At 49.8% G+C, this 12,157-nt stretch carries 12 protein-coding genes; 5 read left to right on the top strand and 7 right to left on the bottom strand.

Annotated features, from left to right (window positions below; all coding sequences use genetic code 11):
- Positions 1–95: 95 nt before the first annotated feature.
- The 3 genes from nfuA to GILYN3_RS04160 all read right to left on the bottom strand — a co-directional run bounded on the left by nfuA (position 96) and on the right by GILYN3_RS04160 (position 2,366).
- Positions 96–683: a Fe-S biogenesis protein NfuA gene (gene nfuA / locus GILYN3_RS04170; RefSeq protein ID WP_049721685.1), complete on the bottom strand. Its 588-nt coding sequence runs from the start codon at positions 681–683 to the stop codon at positions 96–98.
- A 140-nt stretch (positions 684–823) separates the two neighbouring features.
- Positions 824–1,651, bottom strand: a complete 828-nt coding sequence (locus GILYN3_RS04165; RefSeq protein ID WP_084005088.1) for an ion transporter — start codon at positions 1,649–1,651, stop codon at positions 824–826.
- Between the two features lie 40 nt (positions 1,652–1,691).
- Complete coding sequence (locus GILYN3_RS04160; protein WP_049721684.1) at positions 1,692–2,366, bottom strand: RluA family pseudouridine synthase; 675 nt, start codon at positions 2,364–2,366, stop codon at positions 1,692–1,694.
- Positions 2,367–2,441: 75 nt separating this feature from the next.
- Between GILYN3_RS04160 and GILYN3_RS04155 the strand changes: the two genes are divergently transcribed.
- Positions 2,442–2,669: a DUF2970 domain-containing protein gene (locus GILYN3_RS04155; RefSeq protein ID WP_049722553.1), complete on the top strand. Its 228-nt coding sequence runs from the start codon at positions 2,442–2,444 to the stop codon at positions 2,667–2,669.
- Positions 2,670–2,788: 119 nt separating this feature from the next.
- Here the strand turns inward: GILYN3_RS04155 and GILYN3_RS04150 are convergent, their stop codons facing one another.
- Positions 2,789–3,253 carry a MarR family winged helix-turn-helix transcriptional regulator gene (locus GILYN3_RS04150; protein ID WP_049721683.1) on the bottom strand — a complete coding sequence of 155 codons (465 nt, stop codon included), beginning with the start codon at positions 3,251–3,253 and terminating at the stop codon, positions 2,789–2,791.
- 721 nt (positions 3,254–3,974) lie between these two features.
- On the opposite strand from GILYN3_RS04150, the gene GILYN3_RS04145 reads away from it, so the two are divergent.
- Positions 3,975–5,639, top strand: coding sequence for a nitrite/sulfite reductase (locus GILYN3_RS04145; protein ID WP_049721682.1), 1,665 nt, complete (start codon positions 3,975–3,977; stop codon positions 5,637–5,639).
- On the top strand, positions 5,623–6,126 hold the full coding sequence (locus GILYN3_RS04140) for a DUF934 domain-containing protein (protein ID WP_049721681.1): 504 nt from the start codon (positions 5,623–5,625) through the stop codon (positions 6,124–6,126). Before GILYN3_RS04145 ends, GILYN3_RS04140 begins: the two co-directional genes overlap by 17 nt.
- A gap of 73 nt (positions 6,127–6,199) precedes the next feature.
- Here the strand turns inward: GILYN3_RS04140 and miaE are convergent, their stop codons facing one another.
- From miaE to GILYN3_RS04125, 3 genes are all read right to left on the bottom strand, one after another.
- Entirely contained in the window at positions 6,200–6,805 is a 606-nt protein-coding gene (gene miaE, locus GILYN3_RS04135; RefSeq protein WP_049721680.1) for a tRNA-(ms[2]io[6]A)-hydroxylase, read from the bottom strand.
- A gap of 13 nt (positions 6,806–6,818) precedes the next feature.
- Complete coding sequence (locus tag GILYN3_RS04130) at positions 6,819–7,277, bottom strand: DUF1289 domain-containing protein (protein WP_049721679.1); 459 nt, start codon at positions 7,275–7,277, stop codon at positions 6,819–6,821.
- Positions 7,278–7,375: 98 nt separating this feature from the next.
- Positions 7,376–8,350 carry an SMP-30/gluconolactonase/LRE family protein gene (locus tag GILYN3_RS04125; RefSeq protein WP_084005086.1) on the bottom strand — a complete coding sequence of 325 codons (975 nt, stop codon included), beginning with the start codon at positions 8,348–8,350 and terminating at the stop codon, positions 7,376–7,378.
- A gap of 278 nt (positions 8,351–8,628) precedes the next feature.
- Here GILYN3_RS04125 and acnB point away from each other — a divergent pair, with 278 nt between their 5' ends.
- Together acnB and GILYN3_RS04115 are read left to right on the top strand one after the other, a co-directional pair.
- Positions 8,629–11,247, top strand: a complete 2,619-nt coding sequence (gene acnB, locus GILYN3_RS04120) for a bifunctional aconitate hydratase 2/2-methylisocitrate dehydratase (protein ID WP_049721678.1) — start codon at positions 8,629–8,631, stop codon at positions 11,245–11,247.
- Positions 11,248–11,317: 70 nt separating this feature from the next.
- Positions 11,318–12,154, top strand: coding sequence for an SDR family oxidoreductase (locus GILYN3_RS04115; protein WP_049721677.1), 837 nt, complete (start codon positions 11,318–11,320; stop codon positions 12,152–12,154).
- Positions 12,155–12,157: the final 3 nt, after the last annotated feature.

Here is a 12,157-nt window from a genome sequence, read left to right as displayed (position 1 = left end):
ACTGGCAATTACCTGACGGCTCGCTTTTGCGCCCCTAAAACGTAAAGCCCTAAAAAAAGCCCCGCAATGCGGGGCTTTTTTTAGGATGACACCAATCAATAATAAGCTTGGGTGCGATCCGTGTGGTCGGTAATGTCACGAATCCCTTTAAGCTCAGGGAGTTTTGCCATTAACGCGACTTCAACACCATTTTTCAGAGTCATATCAACGGCACTGCAACCTTGGCAGCCACCGCCAAAACGCAAGATAGCAAAGCCGTCATCGGTAATTTCTACCAAACTAACCTCACCACCGTGAGCCGCCAAGCCTGGATTTACCTCGTTAAATAGCACGTAATTAATACGGTCTTCTAGCGGGCTATCGTCATTAACTTGAGGCATTTTTGAATTAGGCGCACGGATCGTTAACTGGCCACCCATACGGTCGGCGGCATAATCGACTTTGGCGTCTTTTAAATAGGGTAAGCTGCGCTCTTCAAAGTAGGCTGTAAAGGCTTCCAGTGCGAGCGTTACGTCCCCCTCCTTCACCTCGCCAGGACGACAATAGGCAATACAAGTTTCTGCCTGCGCGGTGCCGGGGTTAGCCACAAACATTCTAATGCCTATATCAGCATTATCTTCTTGTTTGTCGAGCAACTCTTTGAGGTAGGTTTGTGCGGATTCGGTAATTTCTACATTGGCCATATTGGTGCGTACTACCCCTTTGATATACCTGATTGATTTACTCGGGTATTTTACCCCATCTCCAGCATAAAGAAAAACACCCACGGGCATCGATTTTTATCTGCGCGCTCGAGCTACAGCTAGAATTCACTAGAATATAACTAGCTATCTTTATGTTTCTTAGGGACTTTATCTAAGTAAGTTCGAGATTGCCCCGCGCTATCGTCCAGCTCATGGCGACCGCGTTGCATAGCATCACTAAATGCCGCTGCCATAATACCTGTGGGCATTGCCACCATAGCGACACTAGCCAAGGCCGACAAAGCCGCAAATACCCGCCCAAGCTGAGTAATGGGGTAAACATCACCATAACCTACCGTGGTAAAAGTAATAATGGCCCACCACATAGCTCGCGGAATACTACCAAAAGCCTCGGGCTGAACATCCTTCTCCAGTAAATAAAGCATGATAGAGGCAAATAAAATCATAGTCGCCGCCAACACAACGCTGATCGACAACTCGTAACGACGAGACGCTATTGCGGCAAACAAATAATGCACCGAGCGAGACAGCTTACCGAACTGAGCCAGCCGTGCGACCCGCAGCAATCGAATAAAACGTAACATCAGCGATTGCGCCCCAACAAAACCTAGCAATAATGGTAGCACCGCCACAAGATCAATCAGTGCCGCCGGAGTCACTAGGTAACGCAAGCGGCCAATTATAGGACGCTGATAACGCCTATCTTCGACACACACCCAAAGCCGCAGTAAATACTCAAGCATAAACACCGAACTAAACAGCAGCTCGAGCTCTCGGATTAGCCGCTCTTGGCCTACGCTAATACGCGGCTCGGTTTCGAGTATTGCACCTAACAGCGATAACAATATCAGCGTGCACAACACCCAATTAACTGGCGACAGTCCGTACCCCCAGGCCGTTGGTTCCAACTGGACATGTACGCGGTGACGCCATGTTTTACGAAGCATGCTCAAGCTCTTTGTGACATAAAGATTAATAACACCAAAGCTAAAATGGACATTCGACCCGGCCACATACGTTACTCGCGTCATCGGGACTAATGAACTGCAGCTCCGTCGCATGCAACAATAAGCGCGGAGCCGCATCGCGAATAGCTTCAGGGGCGTAAAACTGACAACCTAATATTGGGTGACCAATGGCGCTGAGGTGAACCCGAAGCTGATGCGAGCGTCCAGTTACCGGGTATAGCTCTAGCCGACTAACATTTGCCACAGCATCATAGTTCAGTAATTTATAGCGTGTAAGAGACGGTTTCCCGGTAAGTTCACAAACCTTATAGCGGGGTCGCTGCTGCTTATCGGGGGCGATAGGCAGTGCAATCTCACCAGAATCCTGATCCAACCGTCCCGCTACTACCGCCGTGTAGGTTTTGCGAGTTTCACGCTGTTCAAATTGCCTAGCAATGGCGGCGTGGGCCCGTTTATGACGAGCCACCACCATAATACCGGAGGTGTCAAAATCTAACCGATGCACCATCGAAGCATTAAGATACTCCAGCTGTAAACGTGCTAACACGCAATCGTAATTTGCCCTGTTGCGTCCAGGCACGCTAAGCAAGCCTGGCGGTTTAGCCACCAGCACAAACCCCTCATCCTCGCGTATTATATCAACAGGCTCGTGGCACTTAGGTAGCACCGCTAAATGATCCGTGGAGTTATTCATGCATTGGTTGACCGATTTATGGCAAAAGCAGGTAGTATACGGGTTGCAAGCAACAAAGGTAATAAGAGCCCCGTTATGACTATAAAAGACACCGAGAACAACAAGCCTGCCTCTAAATTAAATTTTTTCCAAATAGTAATAAGCGTATTGGCCGCTGCAGTAGGCGTACAAAGTAGCCGCAATCGCGAACGTGACTTCAGCGGTAACAACCTATTGATTTATATTGCCGCCGGGTTAATATTTGCAGCGCTTTTTATTACAGGACTAGTGTTCTGGGTGCAGCATTTACTGGCCTCCAGCTAAACCAGCAAAGCGCCAGGCAACAGTCAAACATTAATGAATCGTACTGGGTGAGATGTTTGGCAGCAGACGTGCGCGCCTACGCACAATGGCGAGATTAAGACTAAAGACCGAAAACGGCGTCAATCTAAGCTACGCCACAGAGAGGTGGTGTCGACACCGCCGGCGCGCAGCAATTTTTGTAAATTGCCTTTAAACGCCCTTACCTCCGTAGCAGGCAAGTGACTAAGAAAGCTATTTTGGTGTTCGCGGGCTGCCGCATCAATGGCGGCCATCTGCGATACCCCAAGCTCTGTCAAGGTAACTTGTACGCTGCGGCGGTCACCGTCATCGTGAACCCGAAGTATCAAGTTCTTTTCAGCCAAGCGATCTAGCAATCGGGTAATCGCAGAGCGATCAATCCCCAAGCACTCGGCGATTTGCGCGGGGGTATGAGCCTGCTGATGATAAAGACAATTCAGAGTCATCCACTGTGGCCAGCTAACATCAGCCCCCTTAAGGGCATGATTAAAACTCTCACGCATCAAGCTCGCTAAGCGGCTAATCCAATAAGTGTAACTGCCGTGTAGCTCAAAGCTCGGGGTCATGGACCTACCTTATTAATTCAAAACGGCAACACTAACAACCAGCGTAAACTGGTCATTAAATCATCAGCGGTTGTGTGGGCCGTGCGTCAAGCTAACAAAAACTGCCTACACGACCACCCATCAATCTCTACCAACTGTGTGCATTACAATAAGGGCACCAATACGACAGCCTTACACCATACTATTGGCCGCTGACCCAAAATATACAAGTTGCTACAAATATGGCTACCAGTGAAACGGCGGCAATGGCATCTGCAACACTATCACCTTGTTCCTGCATTTCGATTTGTTCATTCATTATTGTTATTCTCCAGTAAAAACGGCCTAAGCCTCGTGGCTTATTAACGCCTTTTAAAAAGATATGCTGTGTTTAATATACGGCGAGCGGTCCAATCAAATAAGCCTCTAACGAAGCACAACCCAAATGTTTGAGATAAGCGTTGGCACTGATTCTTATATTTACCGCCACCGTTAACACCCTCTTATACCTAAAACTTCGCGACCATGCAACCCAAAGCTTTATAACTAAAAGGCTTGAACTTAGACAGAATGATTCGTTTGCAAGGCAAGAACAAATTGGTAATGTGCCGCACTCGGGGCCTTATATCTCGCGACCAATGGGGTTTTAGTGTATCCTTGCGCGCCTGCCAGATGTGGGGGTCGGCCTCATATTCTCTTTATTTTCATTAAGCAGACGGCAAAAGTAGACGGTAACAGATTTATGTATATTTACGACGAGTATGATCACACCATTTTGAAGCAGCGTGTCGCCCAGTTTAGGGATCAAACAAGACGCTATCTTGAAGGCTCGTTATCAGAACAAAAATTTCTGCCGCTACGCCTGCAAAACGGTTTATACGTTCAGCGCCTAGCCCCGATGCTGCGTATTAATGTGCCTTACGGCATGCTCAACACCACGCAACTGCGTCGCCTAGCCCGCATCACCCGCGATTACGACAAAGGCTACTGCCACGTCAGCACCCGCCAAAATATTCAATTTAACTGGCCGGCGCTTGAGCGTGTGCCGGATATTTTGCAGGAGCTATCCGAGGTTGAGATGCACGGCACCCAATCGAGTGGTAACTGCGTGCGTAACATTACCTCCGATCAATTTGCCGGTGTTGCCCCCGATGAAATCATCGACCCGCGCCCCTACTGCGAGATCATCCGTCAGTGGGCGTCATTTCACCCCGAGTTTGCCTTTTTGCCACGCAAATTCAAAATTGCTATTTCAGGCTCTGTCAGCGATCGTGCCGCCATTGCCATCCATGATATTGGCTTACAGCTGGTTAAAAATGAGGCCGGTGAGATTGGTTTTAAAGTTATGGTGGGCGGCGGTCTAGGCCGCACCCCGGTAATCGCCAGTGTTATTCGTGAGTTCTTACCCGAAGCCCATATTCTGACTTACATAGAATCTATCATTCGGGTATATAACCTACACGGCCGTCGCGACAACAAATTTAAAGCCCGCATTAAAATTTTAGTGCGCGCCATGACGCCCGAAGCATTTGCCGAAGCAGTCGAGCAAGACTGGGCACACATCAAAGACTCGCCAAGCACGCTGCGCCCAGAAGACATAACCCGCGCTAAAGCATTTTTTACCGAGCCGGCCTACGAGACTATTGACGACGCCGCCGCGCAAACACAGCTAGACACTCTAAGGGCCGACAACATCGCCTTTGGCAAATGGCTTACCCGCAATGTCCGGGCACACCGTGTGCCTGGCTACGCATCGGTGACTCTATCGCTAAAACCCACGGGTATTGCGCCTGGCGATATCACCGACACGCAGTTAGAAACCATTGCTGAGCTAGCCGATGAGTATTGTTTTTCTGAGGTTCGCACCACTCACGAGCAAAATATTGTGCTCGCGGACGTTAAAAAATCAGATTTGTTCAGCGTTTGGCAAGCTGCCAAAAAAGCCGGCTTTGCAACCCCCAACATAGGTACATTAACCGACATTATCTGCTGCCCCGGCGGCGATTTTTGCTCGCTCGCCAACGCTAAATCCATCCCCATCGCTGAGGCCATTCAGCGTCAATTTAGCGATCTAGATTACGTTTACGACCTAGGCGATTTAGACGTCAACATTTCTGGTTGCATGAACGCTTGCGGCCATCACCATGTAGGTCATATTGGTGTGCTCGGCGTCGATAAAAAAGGCGAGGAGTGGTATCAAGTGATGCTGGGTGGCAACTCAGGCAACAGTGCCTCGCTGGCCAAAGTATTAGGCCCCGCTTTTAGTGCAGAGCAAATGCCCAGCGTGGTGCAAAACGTCGTCGACACTTATCTCGAACATCGCAATGAGGAAGAGTTGTTTATCGACACCTATAACCGTATCGGTCTTACGCCATTTAAGGAGCGCGTCTATGCCAAAGCTAGTTAAAGACGGCGTTATCGTCGACGACCAATGGCAAGTGTTGCCAAAACCAGAAGCCGACGAGAGCCTCAATGTGCCCGCCGGTCAATTTATTGTGCCTTTGTCTGTTTGGCTCGCCCAGCAAGATAAGCTACAAGCACGAGATGATATAGGCGTTTGGCTTGATGCTGACGAAGCCGCCGAGCAAATCGGTGCGAAGGCAAACACCCTGCCCGTCATTGCTGTTAACTTTCCCACGTTTATGGACGGCCGCGCTTTTTCTACAGCGCGGCTCTTGCGCGAGCGTTTTGGCTTTACCGGCGAGCTGCGCGCAATTGGCGACTTTATGCGCGACCAGCTGTGCTACCTTAGCCGCTGTGGCGTAAATGCGTTTCAGTTTGCAGATGCAGAGCTGGATCTGACTGAGGAAGTGAAATCTTTGAATGATTTTACTGAATACTATCAAGCCTGCGTAAATCAGCCGATACCTTTATTTAGGCGCCGCAACCCTTAAGCGCCAATCCAGCCATAAAAAAGCCCCGCTATTGCAGGGCTTTTTTATGGCTGGCACTAAGCGACCCTGCAGCTTAGCTGGCGACAGCCCCACTATGGAAACGAAACTCAGCATCTACTGTTTGCACCAAGCTTTTCTCCAGTGTTAAAAACACCTCCAGACGATCATCAATCGGGCCACCCGCCCCTTTTTGGGCAAGCTTTAGATAATCTTTAAAATGGCGCGCTTCAGACTTCAATAGCGACAAATAAAACCGCTGTAATTCATCGTCCAAGTGCGGCGCCAACTTGGCAAATCGTTCACAAGAGCGCGCCTCAATAATAGCCCCGACAATTAAAGTATCAACCAGACGAGCGGGTTCATGAGTACGCACAGGCTTGCGCAAATCAGCCGCGTAACTGGCCGCGCCGATTTGCTCGTAGGCAATACCCCGGCTTTGCATAATCGCGATCACTTGCTCAAAGTGACGTAACTCTTCTCGCGCTAAACGCGACATTTTATTTAACAGCTCAAAATCGTCCACATAGCGGTACATTAAGTTTAACGCTGTAGACGCGGCTTTTTTTTCACAGTTAGCGTGATCAAGTAACAACAGATCTATATTGGCAAGCGCGCCGGCAATCCAGCTATCCGGTGTTTCACAATACAAAAAATCATTAATAGCCTGTAAATCATTCATAAAATAACCCTGCTTACCCCGGCAAACCCGGCGCAATATACCGTTCGTAATAGGCGCATGAAAGCGCATAAAAATCTTTATCAATATCGTCGCGAATCACTGTTAACGAGCAGTCTTGCCACTCGCGCCGCACGGCAATACCGTAATCGGCCAATGAGGTAATTTGACTGGCGCCGGCACGCAACAAATCAAACACCCAGCACTGCGGCGTCTGCTCGATATTAAACTGTATTTGTTGATGCTTAACTTGGGTTAACAGCAGCGCTTGATCGAGCACCTCGATACGGTTATCAACCACTTGGGTAAGATAACTCTCAAGTCTTTCGGCGATAATGCGACGCTGCTCTTCGGCATAGCCATTCCAGTGAATGACTTCGTGGGTAAAACGCTTACAACCGCGACAAACACTGTCACCAATACCCGTCGAACAGATGCCAACACAGGGGGTTTTTACAGATTTAAATACAGCCATGTCAGTCCGATACGATGAATCAGGCCGGTATTTTACACGGGAATGCTACCGATGGGAGGGGGCGACAGCAAAGATGCCGCCGCCCCGCATAATAGAGGCTAGTATGGCAGGCCGGCAACGTCCAGATTGATAGACCAGAGCGCTCCAGCGCCGGTTAAATACAGCGTTTTACCATCCTCGCCACCAAATGCGCCGTTAGTGACATTAGCATCGACCTTAATAACAGCAATCTCATCCCCCTCTGGGCTAATAACTCGCACTTGCTGCTTGGTGTGCTCAGTCACGTAAATATTACCCAGACAATCGACCGCCATGCCATCGGGCACAGTGACATCCGCTAAGAACGTTCGCCCGGCACCGGCCTCACCCTGATTTAGCGGGTAGGCGCGAATAAAACCCTGCTCGCCGCCACCGGCGACATAGAGGGTTTGCTCATCGGGAGACAGCGAAATACCATTGGGGTTGGCGATAGAGTCGTCCACCACGCTCACCTGCCCTGTACCATCAATACGATACACCCTTGTGGCATCCTGCCCGCCAGGAGCCGCGGCGCGCTGAAAGTCTGGATCAGTAAAATAAACATCGCCACGGGAACTCATGGTCAAATCATTGGGCGAGTTAAAGCGATTGTCGCGATATTCGCGAGCGAGATCTTTGCGCGCCGCACCGTTTAGATCAAACCGTGCCACCGCCTTGTATTTGTGGGTTCCTGCGAGCAGCTGATTGGCATTATCGAGCGCCAGACCATTACTGCCAGCATCTGCCAGCGCCATACTGACGCGTTGACCGTCATAACTTAAAATATTTGAAGGAAAGCCCGCCTCAAAGCCAAAGCGTGAAAACAACAACTTACCATTCGTCCACACTGGCCCTTCGTATAAACCAGGTTCACTGAAGTCGGCTGCGGCTATTCGCGCCGCCTTTAAAGTGCCTGCAGGGGCTTGGTAGTCCGCAGCAACCGCACAATAGTGGCTCGCTCTAACAGCTTGAGCTTCGGTTATATTCTGCGTTGGCGATTGGGTGCAAGCCGTAGCCGATAAGATAAGGCCCACACTACACAATAATTTTTGCATAAAATTCTATCTCGTATTATTTATAAAGCCCCATACTGGCCCCCAAACAACATAAGGCTACGGGTTTTGAAGCATAATAACATGAATGATTGCGCTACCACAGAGGCATATCAAACCATATCAACAAAGGCAGTAGTTAACAGTTAGGTCGTCATGATGTATAATTCGCGCCCGATTCGCCCACTAAAGGGCACCTCATCCATGTGGGTCATGGATAGCCTCCTAAGCAGCGATCCTGCTGGCGGAGTACATCAAATTAAAATCAGAGGATCACAATCGTGCTTGAAGCTTATCGCAAACATGTTGCAGAACGCGCAGCAGAAGGTGTTGTACCAAAACCATTAAACGCTGAACAAGTTGCAGGCTTGGTCGAGCTATTAAAAAATCCACCCGCTGGAGAAGAAGACTTTCTGCTAGAGCTGATCACCGATCGTGTTCCACCCGGTGTGGACGAGGCCGCTTATGTTAAAGCCGCGTTTTTAAGTGCGCTGGTTGACGACGAAGCTCAATCACCTCTTATCGACAAGCCTCACGCTATTAAGCTGCTAGGCTCCATGCACGGCGGCTACAACATAGAGACGCTGGTAAAATCGCTGGACGATAAAACCCTAGCACCGCTAGCTGCCGCCGAGCTTAAACATACCTTGCTTATGTTTGATGCGTTTCACGACGTGGAAGAAAAAGCCAAAGCTGGCAACGCTCACGCCAAAGAAGTGGTGCAATCTTGGGCCGATGCCGAATGGTTTACCGGTCGCAACAATGTTCCAGAGAGCATCAAACTAACGGTATTTAAAGTCACCGGTGAAACTAACACCGATGATCTTTCCCCCGCTCAAGACGCCTGGTCACGCCCCGACATTCCGCTGCACGCCCGCGCCATGTTTAAAATAGGCCGCGAAGGTATTGTCCCAGAAGACGAAGGTAATGTTGGCCCGATCAAGTTGATCGACGAGCTATTAGCCAAAGGCAACCCTTTGGCATTTGTTGGCGACGTCGTCGGCACTGGTTCATCGCGTAAATCGGCCACCAACTCGGTTCTGTGGTACATCGGCGAAGATATTCCAGGCGTCCCCAACAAACGTACTGGCGGTGTATGTATTGGCGGCAAAGTCGCCCCTATTTTTTACAACACCATGGAAGACGCTGGCGCTTTAGTCTTTGAAGCCCCGGTTGACAATTTAAACATGGGCGACGTTATTGAAGTACGTCCTTACGATGGCAAAATCCTCAACGCCGAAACCGGTGATGTGATTTGCGAATTCGAACTTAAATCAGACGTACTTTTGGATGAAGTTCAAGCCGGCGGCCGTATCCCTCTTATTGTAGGCCGTGGCTTAACCACCAAAGCACGCACCTCTTTAGGGTTAGATGCAGGTGACATGTTTCGCCTGCCAGAGCAGCCAGCTGATTCAAGCAAAGGCTACACCTTAGCGCAAAAAATGGTAGGTAAAGCCTGCGGCACACTAGGCGTGCGTCCCGGCACTTACTGCGAACCGCAAATGACCACCGTTGGCTCGCAAGACACCACCGGCCCCATGACCCGCGACGAACTAAAAGACTTGGCTTGCCTCGGCTTCTCGGCAGATTTAACCATGCAGTCTTTTTGTCACACCGCGGCGTACCCCAAGCCTGTAGACATTGAAACCCAGCACACCCTGCCCGACTTTATTATGAATCGCGGCGGCGTTTCTCTACGCCCTGCAGATGGCATTATTCACAGCTGGTTAAACCGTATGCTACTGCCCGACACCGTAGGTACTGGTGGTGACTCACACACTCGCTTCCCGCTGGGTATTTCATTCCCCGCAGGCTCGGGCCTAGTCGCGTTTGCTGCAGCCACCGGCGTTATGCCATTGGATATGCCAGAATCCGTACTCGTACGCTTTAAAGGCGAAATGCAAAAGGGAATCACTCTACGTGATTTGGTAAACGCCATCCCGCTTTATGCCATTAAAGCCGGCCTGCTTACCGTCGACAAGAAAGGCAAAAAGAATATTTTTTCCGGTCGCATTCTCGAAGTGGAAGGCCTGCCTAACCTTAAAGTTGAGCAAGCATTTGAAATTTCAGATGCATCTGCCGAGCGTTCGGCTGCAGGCTGTACCATTAAGCTCGGCGAAGAGCCTATTATTGAGTACTTAAAATCCAACGTTGTTATGTTGCGCTGGATGATCGAACAAGGCTATGGCGATGTTCGCACCCTAGAGCGTCGCGCTCAAAAAATGGAAGCATGGCTGGCCAACCCGGAACTGATGGAAGCCGATGCCGATGCCGAATACGCTGCGGTTATTGAGATCGACCTAGCCGATATTAAAGAGCCTATCCTCGCCTGCCCTAACGACCCAGACGACGTTAAAACCCTGGCCGAAGTTCAAAACACCAACATCGATGAAGTGTTTATCGGTTCGTGTATGACCAACATTGGTCACTTCCGCGCAGCGGGCAAACTGCTTGACGCGTCGAAAGACGAGCTGGCAACCCGCCTCTGGATTGCACCGCCCACCAAAATGGACGAGCACCAATTGATGGAGGAAGGCTACTACAACATCTTTGGTCGCAAAGGTGCCCGCACCGAAATGCCCGGCTGCTCTTTGTGCATGGGCAACCAGGCACGTGTTGCTCCTAGCTCTACCGTGGTATCTACCTCTACCCGCAACTTCCCCAACCGCTTGGGACAAGGCGCCAATGTTTACTTGGCCTCTGCCGAGCTGGCGGCGGTTGCAGCAATCATGGGTAAGATTCCAACCAAAGAAGAGTATCTAAGCTACACCAACGATCTTGACAGCATGAGCGCGGATATTTACCGCTACCTCAACTTTAATGAGATTGAACAGTACCAAAAATCTGCCGACGAAGGTAAGCGTATTGCCTCGGTAGAAATTCAAAACGTAGCGGTATAATAACCGCACGTTTTGTCAAAAAGCCCACCTTTTTGGTGGGCTTTTTTGTATCTACTATGGAGCTGTAACTGTGACGAACAAACCCAGCATATTAATCACCGGATGCTCCAGCGGCATCGGCTACTATTGCTCACACGCACTACAAAAAGATGGTTGGCAGGTTGTCGCCAGCTGCCGCAAGCTCGACGATGTATCGCGCCTGCAAGCCGAAGGGCTATGCTGCATTCAGCTCGACGTATCTTGCAGTGACAGTATTAGTACTGGATTAGCCAAAACCTTAGAGCTAACAGGCGGCAAGCTTGATGCACTTTTTAATAACGGCGCTTACGGCCAGCCGGGAGCGGTAGAAGACTTAACCCGCGACACGCTACGTAAACAATTCGAGACCAACTTTTTTGGCTGGTGCGAACTAACTAATGCCGTCATAAAAATCATGCATCAACAAAACTCTGGGCGGATCGTACACAACAGCTCAGTACTCGGATTTGCGGCCATGCCTTTTCGCGGCGCGTACAATGCCAGCAAATTTGCTCTTGAAGGGCTCAGCGACACACAGAGACTCGAGCTGGCCGACACCAATATCCGCATTAGTCTGATTGAGCCAGGCCCAATAAGCAGTGAATTTCGCCCCAACGCTTTGCGTGCACTAAATGACAATATCGATATAAACAGTAGTCGTTTTGGCTTTCAATACGCCTCAGCCATAGCGCGATTAAGTACGCCGGGGCCAGTATCGCGCTTTACTTTAGGGCCAGAAGCTGTGTACAAAAAGCTGCATCATGCACTAACCGCAAAACGCCCCAAAGCACGTTATTATGTCACTTTCCCCACCTATTTAATGGGTGCACTAAAGCGTATTCTAACCACCCGAGCAATGGATAGAATACTCGGAAAAATTAAAAACTAGGAG

It is taken from the genome of Gilvimarinus polysaccharolyticus (genome assembly GCF_001187555.1).
Taxonomy (GTDB): domain Bacteria; phylum Pseudomonadota; class Gammaproteobacteria; order Pseudomonadales; family Cellvibrionaceae; genus Gilvimarinus; species Gilvimarinus polysaccharolyticus.
This window is presented reverse-complemented; position numbering and strand designations above follow the sequence as displayed.

Excerpts from the sequence above, each read along its gene's own strand:
- GILYN3_RS04165 (WP_084005088.1), bottom strand. The coding sequence starts at position 1,651 with ATGCTTCGTAAAACATGGCGTCACCGCGTACATGTCCAGTTGGAACCA.
- GILYN3_RS04125 (WP_084005086.1), bottom strand. The coding sequence starts at position 8,350 with ATGCAAAAATTATTGTGTAGTGTGGGCCTTATCTTATCGGCTACGGCT.
- GILYN3_RS04140 (WP_049721681.1), top strand. The coding sequence starts at position 5,623 with ATGCCAAAGCTAGTTAAAGACGGCGTTATCGTCGACGACCAATGGCAA.
- GILYN3_RS04160 (WP_049721684.1), bottom strand. The coding sequence starts at position 2,366 with ATGAATAACTCCACGGATCATTTAGCGGTGCTACCTAAGTGCCACGAG.
- GILYN3_RS04145 (WP_049721682.1), top strand. The coding sequence starts at position 3,975 with ATGTATATTTACGACGAGTATGATCACACCATTTTGAAGCAGCGTGTC.
- GILYN3_RS04155 (WP_049722553.1), top strand. The coding sequence starts at position 2,442 with ATGACTATAAAAGACACCGAGAACAACAAGCCTGCCTCTAAATTAAAT.
- miaE (WP_049721680.1), bottom strand. The coding sequence starts at position 6,805 with ATGAATGATTTACAGGCTATTAATGATTTTTTGTATTGTGAAACACCG.
- nfuA (WP_049721685.1), bottom strand. The coding sequence starts at position 683 with ATGGCCAATGTAGAAATTACCGAATCCGCACAAACCTACCTCAAAGAG.
- GILYN3_RS04150 (WP_049721683.1), bottom strand. The coding sequence starts at position 3,253 with ATGACCCCGAGCTTTGAGCTACACGGCAGTTACACTTATTGGATTAGC.
- GILYN3_RS04130 (WP_049721679.1), bottom strand. The coding sequence starts at position 7,277 with ATGGCTGTATTTAAATCTGTAAAAACCCCCTGTGTTGGCATCTGTTCG.